This window comes from Streptomyces sp. NPDC050439, assembly GCF_040655335.1.
In the GTDB taxonomy this organism is placed as follows: domain Bacteria; phylum Actinomycetota; class Actinomycetes; order Streptomycetales; family Streptomycetaceae; genus Streptomyces.
The window spans coordinates 691,385-713,770 of the sequence record NZ_JBFAJT010000001.1; the positions used below are offsets into that span (position 1 = coordinate 691,385).

Genomic DNA, 22,386 nt, shown 5'->3' on the forward strand with positions numbered 1-22,386 from the left:
GCCCTACGGCTCAGCTGCCCGCGGACTCAGGGGCGTTGGCGAGGACTTCGCGCAGCCTGAGCGCGAACTCGTCCGGCTTGCCCGGGTAGCCGGAACTGGCGTCCGTGAAGCCTCCGTGGTGGCTGGGGAACACGACCGGCCGCTGGCCGAGCAGCGCGGCCGCCGCCTCCGCGGTGCGCCAGGTGAACACGCCCTCCGACTCCTCCCCCACCGCGAGCACGATCCGCGTAGGTGCCGCCGCGAGCGCGCCGACGTCGAGCTGAAGGCCGCTGACCGCCCAGGACCGGTCGGAGAGCAGCGGGTCGTCGCGCGAGCCGTCGTCCTGCGTCGGCAGGCCGAAAGCGGCTGGATCGGGGGCGGGCTGCGCGAAGTAGGCGTCGGTGTATTCGCTCTGCCATGACGTCATCGCGATGAAGGCCGCCATGCCCGCGCCCCAGCCGCTCTTGTCGTACGCGTCCCGCACCCCGGCCCGCGCGCGCTCGGCGGCTTGGGCGTCGGGGAGCACGGAGAGCAGCGGAGGCTCGTGCGCGACGAGAGTGATCACGTCGTCGGGATACGCCGTCACCAGGGCCAGCGCGACCACGGCACCGCCGCTGCTGCCGAACAGTTCGACGGGCCCGGCTCCCAGCGTGTGGATCAGGGCGTGCACGTCGCCGGCCTGGACCTCGGGGTCGTGGTCGTCCCTGCCGTCGCTGCGGCTGCTGCGGCCGAGGCCGCGGGGGTCGTAGGTGACCACGGTGCGGTCGGGGAAGCGGGCCGCCAGGGCCGCGAAGCCGTCGGCGGTCATGGGCTGGCCGATCATGAACAGCGGGGGGCGCCCGTCCGCCGTCGGCACGGGGCCGTGCACGTCATAGGTGAGCTCGGCGCCAGGTGTGGTGAGCGTGTGCGTTGTCATGACCGTATAGACCCCGCTCCCCGCCAGAACTCATCGGCGGGGCGCACACCCGAAAACCCGCCCTCAGATGTAATTGAGGGCGGCCGCCCCGCCCACTCCCCCGAGCAGCATGAAGGCCGGCATCAGGACCTTCAGCTCGACCCAGCTGCCCGCCCGGAACCGCATCAGCTTCGGCGGTCCGATGGGGTACCAGCGCTTGCGGCCGATGGGGATGGGCCACAGGATCGGGCAGCCGGAGACCGTGAGCGCGTCCCCGATGTCGTGCACAAGGGCGCCCAGCACGATCGGGAGTCCCAGCCACAGGTACTCCTGCCCCGGCGCGGTGAACAGCCAGTCGGCGCCGTTGCCGGGCTTGTCCAGGACTCCGGCGAGGATCCAGGCGCTCGTCGCGGCGAGCAGCCACACCAGCACATCGCTGCTCGACCCGCGCGCGGCCCGCCACAGCAGGCCCTCGATGGCGAGCACCATATGGACGAAGAGCAGCGCGAGGACCGCCCAGCGCCCGCCGAAGATGGCGAGGGCGGAGGCGCCCGTCCCGATGAGGACGGCCCACAGCCAGGTGTGGGTGAGGGTGCGGTGCCCTCCGGCGCGGCGCGGGTCGCCCTGTTTGCGGGTCGCCTTGTAGACGGCGGCCGAGAGCTTGTCGACGATCTCGCACAGGCCCCGGGAGACGGGCCCGAAGGCGCGCGAGATGGTCGCCGACTTGTGGTCCAGGTCCGGTGCGAGCGCTGCTCCGGCGCAGATCAGGGCTCCGGCGAGGAGGACCGGCCAGGGCATCGTGTGCCCCGCGGCCGCCGCGGCCGCTCCGACGCCGAGCCAGGCCGCGGCCCCCGACAGTGAGTGTGCCGGACCCATCATGGCTGTTGCCCGCCCCATTTCTGTTGTGCTGACGCCCCGTTGGCCACACAGCGTAGCGTTCGTGATCTTCGTGCGGACCGCCGGTTCCCGGATCGGGACAGAAGGAAGGCAAGATGGGGGTGTGACCCTTATTGATCAGCTGCCGCCGGATGCCGACCCCGATGCCCTCTTCGAAGCCTTCTCCTCGTGGGCCGAGGAAACGGGGATCACTCTCTATCCGGCTCAGGAGGAGGCGCTGATCGAGGTGGTCTCCGGAGCCAACGTGATCTTGTCCACGCCGACCGGCTCCGGAAAGAGCCTGGTCGCGGCGGGCGCGCACTTCACGGCGCTGGCCCAGGACAAGGTCACCTTCTACACGGCTCCGATCAAGGCGCTGGTGTCGGAGAAGTTCTTCGACCTGTGCAAGCTCTTCGGCACCGAGAACGTCGGCATGCTGACCGGTGACGCGTCCGTGAACTCCGACGCCCCGGTCATCTGCTGCACGGCCGAGGTCCTCGCGTCGATCGCGCTGCGGGACGGCAAGCACGCCGACATCGGCCAGGTCGTGATGGACGAGTTCCACTTCTACGCCGAGGGCGACCGCGGCTGGGCCTGGCAGATCCCGATCCTCGAACTGCCGCAGGCCCAGTTCATCCTCATGTCCGCGACGCTCGGCGACGTCTCGATGTTCGAGAAGGACCTGACGCGCCGTACGGGACGCCCCACCTCCGTGGTCCGCTCCGCGACCCGCCCGGTCCCCCTGTCGTACGAGTACCGCCTGACGCCCATCACGGAGACGCTCACCGAGCTCCTGGAGACCAAGCAGGCGCCGGTCTACATCGTGCACTTCACGCAGGCGCAGGCCGTCGAGCGCGCGCAGTCCCTGATGAGCATCAACATGTGCACCCGCGAGGAGAAGGACAAGATCGCCGAGCTGATCGGCAACTTCCGCTTCACCACCAAGTTCGGCCGCAACCTCTCGCGGTACGTGCGCCACGGCATCGGCGTGCACCACGCGGGCATGCTGCCCAAGTACCGGCGGCTCGTCGAGAAGTTGGCACAGGCCGGTCTGCTGAAGGTCATCTGCGGCACCGACACCCTGGGCGTCGGCGTGAACGTCCCGATCCGCACGGTCCTCTTCACCGCCCTCACCAAGTACGACGGCACGCGCGTACGCACCCTGCGCGCCCGGGAGTTCCACCAGATCGCGGGCCGCGCGGGACGTGCGGGCTTCGACACGGCGGGCCTGGTCGTGGCGCAGGCGCCAGAGCACGTGATCGAGAACGAGAAGGCGCTCAACAAGGCGGGCGACGACCCGAAGAAGCGCCGCAAGGTGGTGCGCAAGAAGGCCCCCGAGGGCTTCGTGGGCTGGACCGAGTCCGGCTTCGAGAAGCTCATCGCCTCCGAGCCCGAGCCGCTGACCTCCCGCTTCCGCGTCACGCACACCATGCTCCTGGCCGTGATCGCCCGTCCGGGCAACGCCTTCGAGGCGATGCGTCACCTCCTCGAGGACAACCACGAGCCGCGCAAGCAGCAGCTGCGGCACATCCGCCGCGCCATCGCCATCTACCGTTCGCTGCTCGACGGCGGTGTGGTCGAGAAGCTCGACGAGCCGGACGCCTCGGGCCGCATCGTGCGTCTGACGGTCGACCTGCAGCAGGACTTCGCGCTCAACCAGCCGCTGTCGACCTTCGCTCTTGCGGCCTTCGATCTGCTGGACCAGGAATCCCCCTCGTACGCCCTGGACATGGTGTCCGTCGTCGAGTCCACCCTGGACGACCCGCGCCAGATCCTCGCCGCCCAGCAGAACAAGGCGCGCGGCGAGGCCGTCGCGCTGATGAAGGCGGACGGCGTCGAGTACGAGGACCGCATGGAGCGGCTCCAGGACGTCACCTACCCCAAGCCCCTGGAGGAGCTGCTCTTCCACGCCTACAACACGTACAAGACGAGTCACCCGTGGGTAGGCGACCACCCGCTCTCCCCCAAGTCCGTCATCCGTGACATGTACGAACGGGCGCTGTCCTTCACGGAGTTCACGTCCTTCTACGAGCTCGCCCGCACCGAGGGCATCGTCCTTCGCTATCTCGCGAGCGCGTACAAGGCACTTGAGCACACCATCCCGGACGACCTGAAGTCCGAGGACCTGGAGGACCTCATCGCCTGGCTCGGCGAGATGGTCCGTCAGGTCGACTCCAGCCTCCTCGACGAGTGGGAGCAGCTCGCCAACCCCGAGGTGATGACCGCCGAGGAGGCCCAGGAGCGCGCCGACCAGGTCAAGCCGGTCACCGCCAATGCCCGCGCCTTCCGCGTGCTGGTCCGCAACGCGCTCTTCCGCCGTGTCGAGCTCGCCGCGCTCGACCACGTCGAGGAGCTGGGCGAGCTCGACGCCGATTCCGGCTGGGACGCGGACGCCTGGGGCGCGGCCATGGACAAGTACTGGGACGAGTACGAGGATCTCGGCACCGGTCCCGACGCGCGCGGCCCCAAGCTGCTGCTCATCGAGGAGGACCCGGAGCACGGTCTGTGGCGCGTCCGGCAGACGTTCGCCGACCCGAACGGCGACCATGACTGGGGCATCAGCGCGGAGGTCGATCTCGCGGCCTCCGACGAGGAGGGCCGCGCCGTCGTCCGCGTCACGGACGTCGGCCAGCTCTGACCGCTGACCGCCCCGAGCTTCCCCCGGACAGGAGTCGAGGAACCGCCATGAACAATCCCGCCGACCGTCTTGTCGACGTGCTGGACCTGGAGCAGATCGAGGTCAACATCTTCCGTGGCCGCAGCCCGCAGGAGTCCCTGCAGCGGGTCTTCGGCGGGCAGGTCGCCGGGCAGGCCCTGGTGGCCGCGGGGCGCACCACCGAGGGCGAGCGCCCGGTGCACTCGCTGCACGCCTACTTCCTGCGGCCCGGCCGCCCCGGCGTGCCGATCGTGTACCAGGTCGAGCGCGTACGGGACGGGCGCTCCTTCACCACGCGCCGGGTGACCGCGGTCCAGCAGGGGCGCACCATCTTCAACCTCACGGCTTCCTTCCACCAGCCCGAGGAAGGGGCCTTCGAGCACCAGCTGCCGCCGCGCATCACGGCTCCCGACCCCGAGACGCTGCCGACGGTCGTCGAGGAGATCACCGAGCATCTGGGCGAGCTCCCCGAGCAGCTGGAGCGCATGGCCAGGCGCCAGCCCTTCGACATCCGCTACGTGGACCGGCTGCGCTGGACCGCCGAGGAGATCAAGGACGCCGAGCCGCGCAGCGCGGTCTGGATGCGCGCGGTGGGCCCGCTCGGCGACGACCCGCTCGTGCACACCTGCGCGCTGACGTACGCGAGCGACATGACGCTCCTGGACGCCGTCCGCATCCCGGTGGAACCCCTGTGGGGCCCGCGCGGCTTCGACATGGCCTCGCTGGACCACGCCATGTGGTTCCACCGTCCCTTCCGCGCGGACGAGTGGTTCCTGTACGACCAGGAGTCGCCGATCGCGACGGGCGGCCGCGGTCTGGCGCGCGGCCGGATCTACGACCGCGAGGGCAGGCTGCTGGTCTCGGTCGTCCAGGAGGGTCTCTTCAGGGCGTACGGGGAGCGGCACATGGACGGCCGCCCGGCTACGGGGGCGTGAGCGGCGGTTTCACGGCCCGGCTCTCGCCCTCGGCGTCGATGTGCGGGAGCAGCCGGTCCATCCAACGCGGCGCCCACCAGGCGGATTTGCCCAGGAGCGTCATCACCGCGGGCACCAGGAGCAGACGGACCACGGTGGCGTCGATGAGCACACTGGCCGCGAGGCCGAGCCCCAGCATCTTCACCACGATGTTGTCGCTGAGGATGAACGCGGCGAAGACACTCACCATGATCAGCGCGGCACAGGTGATGACCCGTGCGGTGATCTCCAGGGCATGGGCGACGCTCGCCCTTGCGTCCCGGGTGCGCAGCCACGCCTCGTGGACCCGGGACAGCAGGAAGATCTCGTAGTCCATGCTGAGTCCGAAGACGATCGCGAACATCATCATCGGTACGTAGCTCTCGATCGGGACCTTCCCCGACACCCCGAGTGCCGGTCCGCCCCAGCCCCACTGGAAGACGGCCACCACGACGCCGTACGAGGCGGCGATCGACAGGACGTTGAGCACCGCGGCCTTGACCGCGACGAGCAGGCCGCGGAACACGACGAGGATGACGAGGAAGGCGAGCGCCACCACCACCGCGATGATCAGTGGCAGCTTCTTGGAGACGATCTCCAGGAAGTCGGCCTGCGCGGCGGTCGTCCCCGTGACGTACGTGCTCGCCTTCGTCCCCGAGACGGCCTGCGGGAGCACGTCGTCGCTCAAATTCTCGTGCAGGTCGGTGGTCCGCGCGTCCTGCGGGGCGGCCACGGAGTAGGCCGTGGAGATCAGGACGTCGCCGTCCGACGTGGCCGTGAGCGGTGTGATGGCGGCCGCGTCGGGCACGTCGGTGAGGGCTTTCTGCGCCTGGCTCTTCAGTGCCGCCCTGTCCGACTGGGGTACGTCGCTCTGGTCGATGACGAGGGTCATCGGGCCGTTCGAGCCGGGCCCGAAGGCGGAGGACATCAGGTCGAAGGCACGCCGGTCGGTGAAGGACTTCGGGTCGGCCCCGTCGCCGATGTGTCCGAGCTGGATGGAGAAGACCGGGACGGACAGGACGGCGAGCACGACGGCGCCGCCGGCGAGGAACCACCAGGGCCGCCGCTCCACGCGCTGCGCGTAGCGATGCCAGCCGCCCTGGTCCGTGGTCCCCGGCGCGGTGCTCGTCTCGGCGATCGGGGTCCGCACCCGCAGCTTGTCGATGCGGCGCCCGATCAGGCCGAGGAGGGCGGGCACCAGGGTCAGCGCGCCGAGCACCGCCGTGACGACGGTGACCGCGGCGGCCAGGCCCAGTTTGCCGATGAACGAGATCCCGGAGACCCACAGGCCGGACAGGGCGATGATCACCGTGCATCCGGAGACCAGGACCGCCCGGCCGCTGGTCGCCGTCGCGTGCCCGGCCGCCGTGACGGGATCCTTGGTGAGGAGGTTCTGCCGGTGGCGGGTGACGAGGAAGAGGGCGTAGTCGATTCCTACGCCGAGTCCGATCATCGTGGCCAGCGTCGGTGACACGGTGGCGAAGGTGAAGGCGGCCGCGAGCAAGCCCAGGCAGGCGAGGCCGCACAGGACGCTGACCAGCGCCGTCACCAGGGGCAGCAGTGCGGCGAGCACGCTGCCGAAGCCGATGAGGAGGACCACGATCGCCACACCGAATCCGATGGCCTCACTCGTGCGGTCGTTCGCCTCGGGGCGTGCGAGCTCGCCCAGCGGGCCTCCGTACTCCACCTCCACACCGGCGGAACGCAGCGGTTGCACCGCCTTGTCGACGCCGTTCAGATAGGCGTCGCCGAGGGTGGAGGGCTGCACGTCGAAGCGGACGGTGATGTAGCCCGTCTTGCCGTCCGAGGACAGCGGTCCCAGGTTCGGCGTGCCGGCGGGCTGCTGCTGTGCGGGCAGCGGGCTCTGCGCGGACAGCACGTGGGGAAGTTTCTGCAGGCTGCTGACCGCCGAGCTGACCTGGTCGCTCTGGTCGCTGAGTGGCTTGGCCGCGTCGTGCAGGACGACCTGGGCGCTGTAGCCACCGGCCGCGGGCTCATGTGCCTTGAGTACGTCCAGGCCCTCCTGCGAGGCGGTGCCGGGCAGGGAGAAGTCGTCGGAGTACTGACCGCCGTAGGCGTGGTTCAGGACTTGCAGCCCGACCAGCGCGGCGAGCCACACCACGATGACGGTCACACAGTGGCGGGCGCACCACTGCCCGATCCCGCGAAGCCGTCCGCGCCGGGGCGGTGAGGTACTCGGCCGTGGTTCGCTCGGCCCGTGTGGCACAGACATGCTTGCTCCCGAAGGCATAGGTCACTCCGGATTCAACGCAACGTCCGCGCACCCGGCACCCAGGGTCGGCGAAACGGGTGACGGCCCCTCGTTCCCCGCAGGAGGGGTGTGAGGGGCCGCTTGTGCGCCCGGGTGGGGGCGTCGGCTAGGCGGCCGGAAGCTTCACCTCACCTTGGTTGAGTACGCGCGGATGGAAGTAGCAGGCCTGGATCTCGGCGTTGGTGTTGTTCCCCTTGAGCTGCTCCGACCAGATCATGAAGTACGACCAGCGGGTCTGGCTGTTGAGCAGCGCCGAATTGGGGACCTTGCCCATCTCCGCGAGGGCGATCGGCTTGCTGCCCGCGATGCTCTGCAGCTGCTGGTAGTCGGCCGAGCTCGGGTAGTTCTTGTACCAGACGTCGAGCGAGGCGACATCGACGTAGCTGTTGCCCGGGTAGTAGCTCGCCCAGCCGCCCTCCGGATTGTCCTGGACGTTCCACACCCAGATGAGGTTGTCCAGGCCCTTGCCCGCGAGGTAGTCGTGGGTGATCTGGTAGAGCTTGGCCCCGCCGTTCGCGCCCGGTCGCTTGCCCCACCAGTTCCACTGCTCGTTCATCTCGTGCAACGGCCGGAACAGCACGGGCACTCCGGCCGCCTTCAGCTGCTGCAGGTACGGGACGACCTCGTCGAGGCGGCGCTTCCAGGCGTTGTTCAGTGCCGTGCCGTTGGTGACGACCTGCGAGAACTGGGCGTCGGTGATGCGCGACTTGACGCCGCCCTCGAACTCGCAGGAACTGCCCATCGTCGGCGGACAGACGTGCCAGGTCAGCGAGACGAGCGAGCCGTTGGCCCACTCCGTCTTCGCCTGGTCGATCACCCGCTGCCGGTTGGCGACGTCCTCGGCCCGGAACATCAGATCCCCGCCCCACAGGCCCGGGTACTGCCCTGTGACGTCCTTGACCTGCTGGGTGTACTGGCCGGGATTGCTCGCGGGCTCCTTGTTGTGCTGGCCGGACACGATGTTCGAACCCGAGACGGAACGCAGGTAATTGATCACCTGCTGCTTGGAACTGCTCGGGAACGCCTGGGCGTCGGGGGTGAGGCACAGCGCAAGGAGCGCCGCCGCGAGAAACGCGGTGATGCGTTTTCTGTGCATGGGAAAGCCCCTCTGTCGGGGACGCGAGACCGGAGCGGCCCGCGGTCGACCGCACACTCTGCCCATCGCAGACAACGTTGTCTAGATGCATGTCTATTTAAGTAAAGGTTCAGTAATGTGCCATGAATTGGTGGCTGTTCCAAGCAAAAGAAAACTGAACCGGTCTATGGACGGGGCCCGGAATTCCTGTCTAGGTTGTGCGCCAAGGTCAGCGGGCCGCGTCAGGGCCGCCCGCAACTCCCCTGAAGGACAAGGCAGATGACACGCAGAACCGCCATCGCCCTCGTCGGCACCCTTTCTCTGTTCGCCGTGGCAACCGGGTGCGGCAAGGGCGGCGATGCGAGCGCCGACGATCCCAAGCAACTGACCGTGCTCTCGCAGTACTTGAAGGCGACTCCGGGCGGCAAGGTCTTCTACGACGAGGTCGAAGCCTTCTCCAAGGAGTCGGGCATCAAGGTCAAGATCGTCGAGGCCGGCGAGGACCTCGACGAGTCGTACGAGACCTCGCTCGCCGCCGGCAAGGAGGCGGACGTCGTCTTCGTCAACCTCTTCGACAAGACCCTCGCCTGGACGAAGAACGACGCCACCGTCCCCGTCGACAAATACCTCGACGACTGGGGACTCAGGGACAAGGCCGAACCGCAGGCGCTCAAGGAGTGGACGAACCCCGACGGCAAGGCCATGGGCTTCCCGTTCGCCGGCTTCTCCTGGCCGGTCTGGTACAACACCTCCCTGCTCAAGAAGGCCGGCGTCGACAACATCCCCTCCACCACCGACGAGTTGATCGCCGCGGCGAAGAAGCTGCGCAAGGCGGGCATCCAGCCGATGGCGGTGGGCGGCAACGACTGGAGCGGCCAGAAGCTCTTCCTGCAGATATCCCAGTCGTACGTGACGAAGCAGGCCGCGCAGAAACTCGACGCAAAGGGCGGCTACTGCGCCTCGGCCGGGGCGATGAAGGGCATCAAGCTCTTCACCGAACTGCGCGACGCGGGAGTCTTCGCCGACAAGGCCCAGGGCTTCACCTTCGACGCGATGCAGAACCAGTACTACACCGGCAAGGCCGCGATCATGTCGCAGGGTTCCTGGGCCTTCAGCGAAGTCCCGGACAAGGTCCGCGGCAACACCGAGCTGGCCGGTCTGCCGCTGCCGCAGGGCGCGGCCTTCGACAAGCCGACCGTGTTCACCGGCTACACCAGCACCGGCTTCTGGATCAGCCCCAACGGCGACAAGAAGCAGGACGCGGTGAAGCAGTTCGTCAGCCACTTCTACCAGCCCGAGGTGGCCGGCCGCTTCGTCGCCGACGCCAGCATCTACCCGGCCGTGAAGCTCGATGCCGAGCACCGCAAGAGCGACGACCCGTTGCTGAACAGCGCCATCAACGACATCCCGAAGGCCACGACGGACGCCCAGCTGCCCGACCTGCACATCCCGGCCGCCGCGAACACCCCGCTCATCCAGGCCACTTCGCTCGCCTTCGGACCGGGCAAGGACGCCAAGGAGATCTGCGGCGCCCTCGACCAGGCGTACTCCGGAGCCCAGTGATGGCGGAAGCACTCACCCGATCCGGGCCCGCCACCGCGAAGTCGCCCTCTCAGCCGGCCTCCCCGCCGCCCGTCCGCGCTGCCGTCCGACGTCGGCGGCGCGGGCGGGGCCCCGCGCTCTTCGCGGTGCCCGCCCTGGCCTGGTACGGCGTGTTCATGCTCGGCCCGGTCGTGGCGATGTTCGTCATCAGCCTCAACGACTGGGCGAGCCTCATCTCGCCGCACGCGTTCACCGGGACGGACAACTACCGGCGGATGTTCGACGACCCGGTCTTCTGGGACGCGGTGCAGAACACCGGGATCCAACTGGCCGTCGCGCTGCCCCTGATGATCCCGCTCGCCTTCATGCTGGGCTATTACCTCCAGCTCAAACCGCCCGGTCACCGCACTCTGCGCGTCCTGTGCTTCACCCCCGGCCTGCTGTCGATCTCCGCCAAGGCGATGATCTTCGTGGGGATGTTCGCGCCGGACGGCGGCGTCAACGGTCTGCTGGAGTCCCTCGGCCTGGGCTCAGCGACCACGCCCTGGCTCGCCGATCCCTCGACTGCCCTGGCCACCGTGATCGTCGTCGACGTGTGGGGCGGCATCGGCTACACCGCGGTCCTCTTCGCGGCCCGCCTCGCCAGCGTGCCCGAGGCCATGTACGAGGCGGCCGCCCTGGACGGAGCCGGGCACTGGCGCCGGATGTGGCAGGTGGCATACCCGATGTGCAAGGGGTTCGTGGGTGTCGCCACGATGCTGCAGTTCCTGTGGACGCTCTTCAGCTCCGCCGCGACGGTCCTGATGCTCACCAAGGGCGGCCCCGGCACCTCGTCCACCACCCTCTCGTACCTGATGTACCAACGAGCCTTCCTCCAGCAGGACGTCGGCTACAGCCAGGCCGTCGGCGTCTTCCTCTTCGTCGCCGGACTCATCGGCATGGTCGTCATCCGCCGCCTCCTGCGCCAGAACTACTAGCCGGCCCACCAGCCGGAACCGACAAGCCCGAACGACTTGGGAAGGCTGCCCATGGCATCGCGCCGCAGCAGCGGCCTGCTGACCGGCCACATCCTGGCCTGGTTCTACGCCCTGCTCCTCATCCTGCCGCTGTACTACCTCCTCACCACCTCCCTCAAGGACAACACCGAGGTCTTCGACCATCCCTTCGCCCTGCCCTCGCAGTGGCTCTTCGAGAACTTCACGAACGCCTGGGACCTGGCCTCGCTCGGCTCCGCCCTGGGCAACTCCGTCCTCGTCACCGCCGGCGCCGAGGCCATCACCCTGGCTCTCGCCTTCCCCGCCGCCTACGGCCTGGCCCGCAGCAGCGGACGCACCGCCGCCGTCGTGGAGAAGGTCTTCGGACTCGGCTTCCTCGTCCCCGCCTTCGCCGCCCTGGTGCCGACCGTGCTGCTGGCCATCGAACTCGGCATGTTCCAGATGCAGGCGTTCCTCATCCTCTTCCTGCCCGCCACCGCCCTGCCGCTCTCGGTCATCCTCCTCACCCAGTTCATGCGCACCATCCCGCCGGAGCTGGAGGAGAGCGCCATGATGGACGGCGCCGGACGCTGGACGGTCCTGTGGAAGATCTACGTCCCCATGTCGGCACCCGGCGTGATCACCGTGGCCATCCTCAACTTCCTCGGCTTCTGGAACGAATACCTCTTCAGCCTCGTCATCCTCGGCCCGGACCCCGAACTCCGCACCGTGCAGGTCGCACTGCCCTCCCTCACCTCCGCGACGATGATCCAGTACGGCACCCTCGCCGCCGCCTGCCTGATCTCCCTCGCCCCGGTCTACGCCGTGTACATCGCACTGCAGCGCCGCATGGAGAACGCCCTCGTGGACGGGGCCGTCAAGTCGTGACCGCACCGACCGTTCCGCCCCCGGACGGGCAAGGCCCCTCACCGGAAGTGCGAGCCCCCTCAACTGCCTCGAATGGAGCACGGTTCATGAAGGACGTCACCACCCTGACCGAAGGCTGGACGCTGCGGCACGAGAACACCGCGATACCCGCCCAGGTCCCCGGGTGCGTCCACACCGACCTGCTGGCCGCAGGCCGGATCCCCGACCCCTTCCTCGGCCGGAACGAGCAGGAGGTCGCCTGGATCGGCCACGCCGACTGGACCTACGTCACCGTGCTCGGCCCGCGCGACACCGCCCACGAGCGGACCGATCTGGTCTTCGACGGCCTGGACACCGTCGCCGAGATCACGCTCGGCGACGAGACCATCGGCCGCACCCGCAACATGCACCGCAGCCACCGTTTCGACATCACCCGTCGGCTCGCGGATGCGAGCCCGGACGCCGAGGTGCCCCTGTCGGTCCACTTCACCTCCGCCTACACCGAGGCCCAAGCCGTACGAACCGCTCTCGGCGAGCGCCCCAACTCCTATCCGGAGCCCTTCCAGTTCATCCGCAAGATGGCCTGCTCCTTCGGCTGGGACTGGGGCCCGACCCTGGTCACGGCCGGCATGTGGCGCCCGGTGCGCCTGGAGCACTGGTCGACGGCTCGGCTCGACCAGGTCCGCCCGCTGGTCACGGTCGACGGCACGACGGGCCGCGCCGAACTGCGCATCGAGGTGGAGCGCATCCGCAGCGGCCCGCTCACCGCCCGCGCCCGCATCGGTGAGCACACCGCGTCCGTCACCTTCTCCGAGGACAGCGCCACCCTGACCGTCGACGTACCGGACGTGGCCCTGTGGTGGCCCCGGGGATACGGCGAACAGATACTCCACGAGGCCCAGCTCCAGCTCATCGACGAGGAGGGCAGGACCCTCGACCGCTGGGAGCGAAAGCTCGGATTCCGCACGGTCACCCTCGACACCGAAGCCGACGAGCACGGCACCGGCTTCACCCTGGCCGTCAACGGCGAGCGCCTCTTCGCCCGCGGCGTCAACTGGATCCCGGACGACGTCTTCCCCTCGCGCATCACCCCCGACCGCTACCGCACCCGCCTCACCCAGGCCGCCGAGGCGGGCATCGACCTCGTACGCATCTGGGGCGGCGGCATCTATGAAGCCGACGCCTTCTACGACCTCTGCGACGAACTGGGCCTCATGGTCTGGCAGGACTTCCTCTTCGCCTGCGCGGCCTACCCGGAGGAACAGCCCCTGCGCTCCGAGATCGAGGCCGAGGCCCGCGAGAACGTGACCCGGCTCATGCCACACCCCTCTCTGGTCCTGTGGAACGGCAACAACGAGAACCTCTGGGGCTTTCGCGACTGGCAGTGGGAGGAACAACTCGCCGGCGACTCCTGGGGCGAGGGCTACTACTTGGGCCTGCTCCCCCGCATCGTCGCCGAGCTCGACCCCACCCGTCCCTACTGGGCCGGCAGCCCGTGGTCCGGTACCTGGGACCACCACCCGAACGACCCCGATCACGGCACCACCCACTCCTGGGAGGTGTGGAACCGCACCGACTACACCGACTACCTCGACTCGGTGCCCCGCTTCGTCGCCGAATTCGGCTGGCAGGCTCCGCCCGCCCACGCCACTCTCCGACGCGCCCTGCCCGGCGAACCATTGCGGCCCGACTCGGCCGGCATGCTCCACCACCAGAAGGCCGAGGACGGAAACGGCAAACTGGCACGGGGACTTGAGCATCACTTCACCCTCCCTGAAGACTTCGACCGCTGGCACTATCTGACCCAGGTCAACCAAGCCCGCGCCATCGCCACCGGCATCGAGCACTGGCGCTCCCACTGGCCACGCTGCGCGGGCACCGTCGTCTGGCAGCTCAACGACTGCTGGCCGGTCACCTCCTGGGCCGCCATCGACGGCGACGGCCGCCTCAAGCCCCTCTACCACGAGCTGCGCCGGCTCTACGCGGACCGCCTGCTCACCGTCCAGTCTCGTGACGGTCGCCTGGTCGTGGCCGCCGTCAACCAGTCGGCGACTGCCTGGGTCACCGACGTGCGGCTGCGGCGGATGACGGCGGACGGACGCACTCTGGCCCAGACGATCCTCCCGGCACGCGCCGTGGGGCGCTCGGTCGCGTGCGCGGAGGTCCCCGACGAGCTGCTTCCCGATGCCGGTTCGGGCAAGGAACTCCTGATCGCCGACGCCGACGGGCTGCGCGCCCTGCACCTTCCCGTGCCGGACAAGGACTTCGCATATCCCGTTCCCTCGTACGAGGTGGACGTGGTCCGGCGCGAGGATAGGGTCGACGTCGTGGTGACTGCCCGCACGCTGCTGCGAGACCTGCTGCTGCAGGCCGACCGAATCGCGCCCACGGCCACAGCGGAACGAGGACTCGTGACGCTGCTGCCCGGTGAGAGCGTGACGATCGGTGTACGCGGCTGGAGTCCGGGCTCCGACGACGCACGCACCCTCGCCGCGGTCAAGGCGGCTCTGTTCGCGGTGGAGCCCGCATGACGGAGCAGAGGCTGACCATCCGGGATGTCGCCGCCCGCGCCGGAGTCTCTCGAGCGGCCGTATCGCTGGCGTTCAACAACAAACCAGGGGTGTCGGAGGCGACGCGCACCCGGATCATGGAGGTCGCCCGGTCGATGGGCTGGGAGCCGAACCGCTCGGCTCGGGCGCTCAACAAGCAGGGCACGGGAACGATCGGGCTCGCGATCAGCCGCCCCGCACGTCAACTCGGCCTCGAACCTTTCTACATGGAGTTCATCTCGGGCCTGGAGAGCGTCCTTTCCGACCAGTCCAGCGCCCTGCTCCTGCGCCTGGTGAAGAGCCTGGACGAGGAGATCGAACTGCAGCGTCACTGGTGGCGTTCGGGGCAGATCGCCGGCTCCGTCCTGGTCGACTTCCGTGAGCACGACCCCCGCGTCCCCGTTCTCTCGCAGCTCGGGATGCCCGTGGTCGCCGTCGCCCACCCCTCGCTGACGGGGCCGTTCACCTCGCTGTGGACCGACGACACCACGGCCGTCACCGAAGCAGTGCGCTATCTCGCGGCGTTGGGGCACCGCTCCATCGCCCGGGTCGGCGGCACCGCCGAGTTGGGGCACAGCGTGATCCGCGGGGCCGCCTTCACCTCGGCCATGGCCGACCTGGGGCTGCCGGAAGGCCGTCAGTTGGCCACGGACTTCTCCGGTGAGGCGGGGGCCCGGGCGACGCGCTCGCTGCTCGCCGCGGCGGAGCGACCCACCGCGATCATCTACGACAACGACCTGATGGCCGTGGCCGGGCTGTCCGTCGCCGCCGAGATGGGTCTGCGCGTGCCCGCCGACATCTCCCTGCTCGCCTGGGACGACTCGCAGTTGTGCAAGCTGACCCATCCGACGCTGTCCGCGATGAGCCATGACATCTACGCCTTCGGGGCGGATGTGGCCCGTTCCCTCTACGAGGTCCTCTCCGGTCGGCGCGTCGCGCCTCACCAGGTGCCCACGCCCACCCTCACGCCACGAGGGTCCACGGGCCCGCCACCGAAGCGCCCATAGGCGGCGCATCCACTTCCGGCAGAATGACATTGATGCCTCCGATCATTCGGTCAGGGCTCAGACAAGACAGAGAGAGGGACAGGGCATTGACGAAGGACGGGGACCTGGCCGCGCACCGCGACCGCCTGCTCGCCGAAGCCATCGGGCTGCGCGAGGACGGCCGCCGGGAGGAGGCCCGGGAACGCCTGCTCGCCCTGTGCGAGCAGTTCCCCCTGGACGCGGAGGTGGCGTACCAGACCGCGTGGGTGCACGACGCACTCGGTCTGGAGGCCGAGGCCGTGCCGCACTACGTGCGCGCGGTCGAGGAGCCCGGCCTTTCCCCGGATGAACGACGGGGCGCGCTCCTGGGTCTGGGCAGCACCTACCGCGTCCTTGGCCGGTATCCGGAGGCCGTCACGACCTTGGGGGACGCGGCGGCCGAATTCCCGGATGACGCCGCCCTCAAGACCTTCCTGGCCATGGCCCTCTACAACACCGGCCGGGCACACGACGCGATGGAGATCCTGCTGACCCTGCTCGCCACCACGACTCAGGACCCGGACATCGCCACTTACCGCCGCGCGATCGAGCACTACGCCAAGGACCTCGACGCCACCACGTAGCGTCGCGTTCCGCACGGGGGCCGGCCTTCGCGTCCGCGAGGGCTGCGCTCCCCCGCGGCTGTGACTACGCTCCCCTGCGGCGCATCCACTTGAGCAGGCCTCGCGGCTCCGACGCCCGTCGGTTCCTGCCTTCCTCGGGCAGCGCGGCGGGCGGAGCCTCGGGGTGCGGCGCGGGGTCGTGCGGGGACGGCTCGGCAACGTGTTCTGCCCGCGGAGCAGGGACGACCCCAGCCATCGCATCGGGGCCCGGTTTCGGCGCGGGCCGCGGCGCCGGACGCAGACCTCGGGCCTGGGAGAGACCAATCGTGAGATTGGCCCGCAGCCAACGGATCTCGTCCGGATGGTCCGCAGTCATGATCTTGTAGATGATCCGTCCCGCCGGTGACTCCGGCACGCTCTGGCCGAAGGGGTCGGGCATGAGCCTTCGTACATAGGCGCGTTCGTACGGATCACGGATGATCTCTGCGATCTGGACCGGGTCGAGCAGCGAGGCCACGGCCGCGGCGCGCTCCCATGGGTCGTTCGACTGCCGCAGCAGCGCTCCCGCGTGGCGGCCCCGCCAGTTCCGTGCCCGCAGGTCGACGCCCGCCTCCAGTTGGGCGCGGATCGTGCCGGGAGCCCGGCCCGTGAGCAGGTTTGCGTTGACCTCGGAATCGGCGAAGTGCTTCAGCTCTTCTGCGAGATACAGCCAGACCACCGCGCGGTAGCGGTTCAGGTAAAACTTCACCGGGGTCACGAAGCCTGCCCGTGTGAGCCGGGTGAACCGCGCCGTGGAGATACCCATGAGAGCCGCGCCCTCAGTGGTGCCCACGGCTCTGATGCGCTCGAGCCACGCCTCCGGGAAACCGTCCCCGGCACGCACGCGCTCGATCTCCTCGCGTGTGACGCGGCGGCGCGCACCGGGTGGGTCGGCGACGGTGCGGACGCGTCCCAGCATCACGGCGAGCTCGAACTCGCCGCGCTTCAGACCCAGTTCTCGTGCCGCTCGACTCTGCGCGACCGAGGTCTGCGCTGCCGTGGCGGCGGTCTCGGTGGTCTCCTGCGTGATCGTGTGACCTGTCATGGTGGTTCTCCCCCGTGAGGCGTATTTGCTCTCGGGAAAACCGTAGCGCGATCACCGCGATCCGCGCCGAGCCTGTGGATAACTCTCGACGCGTCGACGTAACACCAGGTCAGGAGGGAGATCAGAGATCTACGACCGGTGTCCGCTCCGGCTGCCGGGCGCCCACGCCGAGGTGCTCGCCGACGCGGTTGACGAGGAACGTCATCTCGTACGCGACCTGGCCGATGTCCGCCTCCGCGGAGCTGAGCACGCACAGACAACTGCCGTCGCCGGCCGCCGTCACGAACAGCACCGCGTCGTCGAACTCAATCATCGTCTGGCGCACGCTGCCCGCGCGGAAATGCCGCCCTGAGCCCTTGGCCAAGCTGTGCAGACCCGACGAGACCGCGGCCAGATGTTCCGCGTCCTCGCGCTTGAGTTCCGAGCTCGCGCCGGTCACCAGACCGTCGTTGGACAGCACGAGCGCGTGCCGTACGGGCTCCATGCGCTTGGTCAAGTCGTCGAGCAGCCAACCGAGGCCCGTGTTCTGCGCCATGTTCCCGTCTCCCCGCCTTCTGTTCCCCCTGGCCGGCGGAACTGACCTGCCAGCCTTCCCCACCATCGGCCCTCCGGCAAGCATGATGAGGACATGGCACAGAAGATGACCGAGGACCAGTGGCGGGCTTTCGTCTCGCAGGGCACCCGTACCGGCAAGCTGTCGACCGTCCGGGCGGACGGCAGCCCCCATATCGCACCGATCTGGTTCTTGTTGGACGGGGACGAGTTGGTGTTCAACACCGGGGCACAGACCGTCAAGGGGCGGAATCTGGCGCGAGACGGGCGTGTCGCCCTTTGTGTGGACGACGACAGGCCTCCCTTCACGTTCGTGATCCTGCAGGGGCAGGCACGGCTGAGCGACGATCCCGACGAGGTGCGGCACTGGGCAGCCCGGCTCGGCGCCCGCTACATGGGCGAGGGTCGCGCCGAGGAGTTCGGCGAGCGCAATGGCGTGCCGGGGGAGCTGCTCGTGCGCGTCAAGATCGACAAGGTGATCGCGCAGGGCGCGGTCGCCGACTGACGTCCTCGGCGCCTCAGCCCACCGTGTCGAGCAGCCGGGCGGTATGCATCCGCCCGGCGTACTCGACCAGGCGTATCAGCACCTCCTTTCCCGAATCGCGGTCCCGTGCGTCGCACAGCACCACGGGGGTGCCGCGGTCGAGGTCCAGGGCCCGTGACACTTCGTGCGCACCGTACGTACGCGCGGCCGCGAAGCAGTTGACGGCCACGACGAACGGGATGTGCCGGTGCTCGAAGTAGTCGACGGCGGGGAAGCAGTCCTCGAGCCGTCGGGTGTCCGCGAGGACGACGGCTCCGAGCGCGCCCTGGGACAACTCGTCCCACAGGAACCAGAAACGGTCCTGCCCCGGTGTACCGAAGAGGTACAGCGACAGGCCGGACCTGATGGTGATGCGGCCGAAGTCCATGGCGACGGTCGTCGTGGTCTTGCGGTCGACTCCGCCGGTGTCGTCCACCGACTGGCCCGCCTCGCTGAGGAGTTCCTCGGTGCGCAGCGGGCGGATCTCGCTGACCGCGCCGACCAGGGTGGTCTTGCCCACCCCGAAGCCGCCCGCGACCAGAATCTTCAACGCCATGGCGGTTGTGTCGCCGCCGTCGGCGTCAGAGTGCTCGGAGCCCATCGATCACCTCTCGCAGGATCTTCTCGTCGGGTAGCTGTGCGGGTGGCACGGGTCGGTTCACCTTCACGCAGCCCATTTCCAGCAGGTCGCCGAGCAGCACCCTGACCACGCCCACGGGCAGATCGGCGTCGGCCGCCAGTTCGGCCACCGACTGGGTCTCGGTGCGGCACAGTTCGATGAGCGACCGGTGTTCCGGGCCGAGCGCGGTGTCGTCCCCCGGGCTCGGTGCGTTGGCGTCCAGTGCGACGAGCGCGATCAGGTCGAAGCGCACTCCGCTGGGGCCCGGTTGGGTCCGCCCGCCGGTCATCGCGTAGGGACGGACCAGTGGTCCGGCCTCGTTGTCGTACCACTGGCTGCCCGCGTCGCGCGGGGCGGCGCTCTTGTCCTCGGTCATCCGCGTCGGCCGCCCTGCGTCATCCGACGGCCGGCGGCTGCGCCGCGAAGCGCGGAGGGGTGTGCAGATGCTCGCCCACGCGTTTGACCAGGCGTGCCATCTCGTAGGCGACTAGGCCGATGTCGGCGGTCACGGAGCTGAGTACGGCGAGGCATGAGCCGTCGCCCGCCGCTGCCACGAACAGGAAGCCGTCGTCCATCTCCACCATGGTCTGGCGCACTCCCCCGGCTCCGAAGTGCCGGCCCGCGCCCTTGGCGAGGCTGTGGAATCCGGAGGCGACCGCGGCGAGGTGTTCGGCATCCTCGCGGGTGAGGGCAGTCGAGGCGCCGACGGCGAGTCCGTCGTTGGAGAGCACCACGGCGTGCCGTACCTCTCCGACGCGCAGCACCAAGTCATCGAGCAGCCAGTCGAGTTCGCCGGTCCTGCCGGCGGTGATGCTCTGATCCTGGATCATGCCTGGTCTCCTTCGGTGCTGTCACTGGCCGCGGCGGGCCCTGGGATGTCGGGGACCGCGCCGACGATGCCGGGCCTGCGGCCGCCGCCGCGGGCCCAGCCGTCGCGGTAGGCGGACATGCGGTCCCGTACGTCTTCGGGACTGCGCTCGGTGTCTTCTCGGACGCTCACGGATCCGGCCGCCACGTCGCGCGGGCGCTCGCGCAGCTGGGGGGCCAGGCTGGCCTGGCGTACCCGGCGCGGGAGGTCGTCCGAAGGCCCTGGGGCGGCCTCGGGTTCCGTTGCCGGCGGCTTGTGCGGGCGCAGGGCCGTCACGCCCGGGGGTGTCGCCGACGGAGCGTCCGTCGAGGGGGCCAGGGCGGGGCGGGCCGCCGGGGCCGGCACCGAGTTGCCGTTCAGCGGGGAAACGTCGGGCACGCGTGCGTGCGCGTTCAGTTCGCGGTCACGTTCCATGGTGTGGTCTCCGGGACTCTCCGGCGTGGTGCTCTGCAGTAGTGCGGTGGGCAGGAGGACGACCGCGGTGGTGCCGCCGTACGGGGACGTGCGCAGGTGCACCTTGATCCCGTGTCGCGCGGCGAGCCTGCTGACGACGAAGAGCCCCAGTTGGTCGCTGTCGAAGAGGTCGAGCGCTTCGGCCTGCTCGATGCGGCGGTTGGCCTCCGCCAGAGCCTCCGGGCCCATGCCCAGACCACGGTCCTCGATCTCCAGGGCATAGCCGTTGCCGACCGGTTCGCCGTTGACGCGCACCTTGGTGTGGGGCGGCGAGAACTGGGCGGCGTTCTCGACGAGTTCGGCCAGGAGATGGGTGAGGTCGGCGACGGCCGTCCCCAGGACCGCGGCGCCGGGGAGCTGTCGTACCTCCACGCGCGCGTAGTCCTCGACTTCGGAGACAGCCGCTCGGACCACGTTCGTCAAGGACACGGGCAGGCGCCAGGCACGCCCCGGTGCGGCCCCGGAGAGGATGATCAGGCTCTCGGCATGTCGCCTCATGCGGGTGGTGAGGTGGTCGAGCCGGAAGAGGTCGCTGAGTTCGTTCGGGTCGTCCGCCCTGCGCTCCATGCCGTCGAGGAGGCTGAGCTGGCGGTGGACGAGGACCTGGCTCCTGCGGGCGAGGTTGACGAAGACGCCCGAGATGCCGCTGGCGAGTTCGGCGCGCTCGATGGCGGCGTGGAGGGCCGCCCGGTGCACCGAGCCGAGCGCTTCGTAGACCTGTCCCGTCTCGTCCTCCGCGGGCGGTCCCGGGGGTGCTTCGGCGTGGATGTCGATCTCCTCGCCCGCACGCAGCCTCCGCATGGCGTGCGGGAGCTTGTGGCGGGCGATCTCCAGGGCGCCGTTGCGCAGGCTCACCAGCTCGACGACCAGGCCGCGCCCGATGCGTACGGAGATGACCAGTGAGACGGCGACGGCCACGAGCCCGAGCAGCACGGCGGCACCTGCCGGTGTGAGCAGTCCGCGGGTCAGGGGGTCGGCCCTGCTCGCGGCGTCCCGGTCGGCGCCCACGTCGATCGCGCGCAGCTCGTCGCGTACCACCGCGTGGGAGATGTCCCACTTGGCGGCCGACGCCGCGTCGGCGGCCTTGCGGCCCGGTGGTGCGAGGAGCACCTTGTCCTCGACGGCGCGCACGTCGGCGTACGCACTCCCCTCCGCGAGGTCCTGCCAGGCTGCTCGTTCGGCACCGCGCAGATCCGCGACCGCCGTCTCGGTCAGGGTGCGTCGGGTGTCGACTGCTCCGGTGAACTGCCGCAGTCGCTCACCGTCGAGGGAGCCGTCGAGCCGGGCGCTGGACAGGACGACGTCCTCACGTGCCAGCATCTCGGCGGCTCGGGCGAATTCGAGCAGCACGCGCGCGTCGGAGCCGAGTTCGGCGTCCTGGACGCCGGTGAGTGCGCCGGAGACCCCGAAGGCGGCCGATATGGCCTTGGAGTACTGGCCGTAGGTCGCGTCCCAGCCCGTGCGTCCCTCGATCACGTCGGCTCGTAGGGCGGTCAGGCCTTCGGCGGCCGTGACGAAGGACGCGAGCCTGGAGGTCACCCCGGTGGGCAGATCGGCGCCGTCGGCGACCGTCCGGCCCTCGCCGCGGCGGAGCTTCGCGATCGCGCGGTCCGTGCGCTCCGCGCGCCTGTTGAGCTCGCTGCCCCCGTCGGGTGCGGGGCGGGTCGCGTACCGCACCGCTGTCACGCGCTCCGCCTGCAGTGCGGCGATGGCCGTGTCGACGGGACCGCGCACCTCCGCGTCGACGCGCTGCAACTGCCTTAGGTGCGCCACGTCTTGGGCCGTGCTGACCGTGGCGTACCCCCACAGCCCGATCAGGGAGACGACCGGCACCATCAACAGGCAGACGATCTTGGCTCGTACGGTGCGAGGGCGTGGCCACCACGAGCGGTCTCGCGACGCCGGGGCCGTCGGCGGGCCGGGTTCCGAGGGGCCTTCCGTGTCGGGCCGTTCGTCGGCGGGCGGTCCCGCGTGAGCGCGTCGACCGCGTGCCGGGGCGCCGGTCTGCGGCGGCGACATGCCGTCGGCCGGGTCAGGGGTCCTACGGGATGTAGGCATGGC

Annotated in this window: 19 protein-coding genes; 9 read left to right on the plus strand and 10 right to left on the minus strand. The window is 69.6% G+C overall.

What is annotated here, in order from left to right; all coding sequences use genetic code 11:
* Positions 1-10: 10 nt before the first annotated feature.
* Both AB0I66_RS03220 and AB0I66_RS03225 read right to left on the minus strand, forming a co-directional pair.
* Complete coding sequence (locus AB0I66_RS03220; RefSeq protein WP_363205943.1) at positions 11-895, minus strand: alpha/beta hydrolase; 885 nt, start codon at positions 893-895, stop codon at positions 11-13.
* A gap of 63 nt (positions 896-958) precedes the next feature.
* The gene (locus tag AB0I66_RS03225) at positions 959-1,753 is read right to left on the minus strand and encodes a metal-dependent hydrolase (protein ID WP_363205944.1); all 795 of its coding nucleotides are present in this window, start codon (positions 1,751-1,753) and stop codon (positions 959-961) included.
* Between AB0I66_RS03225 and AB0I66_RS03230 the strand changes: the two genes are divergently transcribed.
* Positions 1,752-4,388, plus strand: coding sequence for a DUF3516 domain-containing protein (locus tag AB0I66_RS03230; RefSeq protein ID WP_363205945.1), 2,637 nt, complete (start codon positions 1,752-1,754; stop codon positions 4,386-4,388). The genes AB0I66_RS03225 and AB0I66_RS03230 overlap by 2 nt on opposite strands.
* Before the next feature lie 47 nt (positions 4,389-4,435).
* Entirely contained in the window at positions 4,436-5,341 is a 906-nt protein-coding gene (locus AB0I66_RS03235; protein ID WP_363205946.1) for an acyl-CoA thioesterase II, read from the plus strand.
* Here the strand turns inward: AB0I66_RS03235 and AB0I66_RS03240 are convergent.
* Both AB0I66_RS03240 and AB0I66_RS03245 read right to left on the minus strand, forming a co-directional pair.
* Positions 5,328-7,592: an MMPL family transporter gene (locus AB0I66_RS03240; protein ID WP_363205947.1), complete on the minus strand. Its 2,265-nt coding sequence runs from the start codon at positions 7,590-7,592 to the stop codon at positions 5,328-5,330. The two genes, AB0I66_RS03235 and AB0I66_RS03240, sit on opposite strands and share 14 nt — an antisense overlap.
* 145 nt (positions 7,593-7,737) lie before the next feature.
* Positions 7,738-8,727, minus strand: a complete 990-nt coding sequence (locus AB0I66_RS03245; protein WP_363205948.1) for a glycosyl hydrolase — start codon at positions 8,725-8,727, stop codon at positions 7,738-7,740.
* A 258-nt stretch (positions 8,728-8,985) separates the two neighbouring features.
* Between AB0I66_RS03245 and AB0I66_RS03250 the strand changes: the two genes are divergently transcribed.
* The 6 genes from AB0I66_RS03250 (at position 8,986) to AB0I66_RS03275 (ending at position 16,247) form a co-directional block, all read left to right on the plus strand.
* Entirely contained in the window at positions 8,986-10,269 is a 1,284-nt protein-coding gene (locus AB0I66_RS03250; protein ID WP_363205949.1) for an ABC transporter substrate-binding protein, read from the plus strand.
* Positions 10,269-11,225, plus strand: a complete 957-nt coding sequence (locus AB0I66_RS03255; RefSeq protein WP_363205950.1) for a sugar ABC transporter permease — start codon at positions 10,269-10,271, stop codon at positions 11,223-11,225. The genes AB0I66_RS03250 and AB0I66_RS03255 overlap by 1 nt, the downstream gene beginning before the upstream one ends.
* Before the next feature lie 51 nt (positions 11,226-11,276).
* Positions 11,277-12,110 carry a carbohydrate ABC transporter permease gene (locus AB0I66_RS03260; protein WP_363205951.1) on the plus strand — a complete coding sequence of 278 codons (834 nt, stop codon included), beginning with the start codon at positions 11,277-11,279 and terminating at the stop codon, positions 12,108-12,110.
* Between the two features lie 86 nt (positions 12,111-12,196).
* Positions 12,197-14,620 (plus strand): glycoside hydrolase family 2 protein, encoded by a 2,424-nt coding sequence (locus AB0I66_RS03265; protein ID WP_363205952.1) that lies wholly within the window; start codon positions 12,197-12,199, stop codon positions 14,618-14,620.
* Positions 14,617-15,645: a LacI family DNA-binding transcriptional regulator gene (locus tag AB0I66_RS03270; protein ID WP_363205953.1), complete on the plus strand. Its 1,029-nt coding sequence runs from the start codon at positions 14,617-14,619 to the stop codon at positions 15,643-15,645. The genes AB0I66_RS03265 and AB0I66_RS03270 overlap by 4 nt, the downstream gene beginning before the upstream one ends.
* 86 nt (positions 15,646-15,731) lie before the next feature.
* Positions 15,732-16,247, plus strand: coding sequence for a tetratricopeptide repeat protein (locus tag AB0I66_RS03275; protein WP_363205954.1), 516 nt, complete (start codon positions 15,732-15,734; stop codon positions 16,245-16,247).
* A gap of 64 nt (positions 16,248-16,311) precedes the next feature.
* Here AB0I66_RS03275 and AB0I66_RS03280 read toward each other — a convergent pair whose 3' ends face one another.
* Positions 16,312-17,310: a DUF6397 family protein gene (locus tag AB0I66_RS03280; protein WP_363205955.1), complete on the minus strand. Its 999-nt coding sequence runs from the start codon at positions 17,308-17,310 to the stop codon at positions 16,312-16,314.
* Positions 17,311-17,431: 121 nt separating this feature from the next.
* Complete coding sequence (locus AB0I66_RS03285; protein ID WP_363205956.1) at positions 17,432-17,845, minus strand: roadblock/LC7 domain-containing protein; 414 nt, start codon at positions 17,843-17,845, stop codon at positions 17,432-17,434.
* A gap of 93 nt (positions 17,846-17,938) precedes the next feature.
* Between AB0I66_RS03285 and AB0I66_RS03290 the strand changes: the two genes are divergently transcribed.
* Positions 17,939-18,367 (plus strand): PPOX class F420-dependent oxidoreductase, encoded by a 429-nt coding sequence (locus AB0I66_RS03290; protein WP_363205957.1) that lies wholly within the window; start codon positions 17,939-17,941, stop codon positions 18,365-18,367.
* 13 nt (positions 18,368-18,380) lie between these two features.
* Here AB0I66_RS03290 and AB0I66_RS03295 read toward each other — a convergent pair whose 3' ends face one another.
* From AB0I66_RS03295 to AB0I66_RS03310, 4 genes are read right to left on the minus strand one after another with little or no spacing between them, the layout of a single operon-like run.
* A complete protein-coding gene (locus AB0I66_RS03295; RefSeq protein WP_363205958.1) occupies positions 18,381-18,986 on the minus strand; it encodes an ATP/GTP-binding protein in 606 nt (201 codons plus the stop codon).
* The gene (locus tag AB0I66_RS03300; RefSeq protein ID WP_363205959.1) at positions 18,967-19,380 is read right to left on the minus strand and encodes a DUF742 domain-containing protein; all 414 of its coding nucleotides are present in this window, start codon (positions 19,378-19,380) and stop codon (positions 18,967-18,969) included. The genes AB0I66_RS03295 and AB0I66_RS03300 overlap by 20 nt, the downstream gene beginning before the upstream one ends.
* Positions 19,381-19,399: 19 nt before the next feature.
* Complete coding sequence (locus AB0I66_RS03305; RefSeq protein ID WP_363205960.1) at positions 19,400-19,834, minus strand: roadblock/LC7 domain-containing protein; 435 nt, start codon at positions 19,832-19,834, stop codon at positions 19,400-19,402.
* Entirely contained in the window at positions 19,831-22,383 is a 2,553-nt protein-coding gene (locus AB0I66_RS03310) for a nitrate- and nitrite sensing domain-containing protein (protein WP_363205961.1), read from the minus strand. The genes AB0I66_RS03305 and AB0I66_RS03310 overlap by 4 nt, the downstream gene beginning before the upstream one ends.
* Between the last annotated feature and the right edge of the window lie 3 nt (positions 22,384-22,386).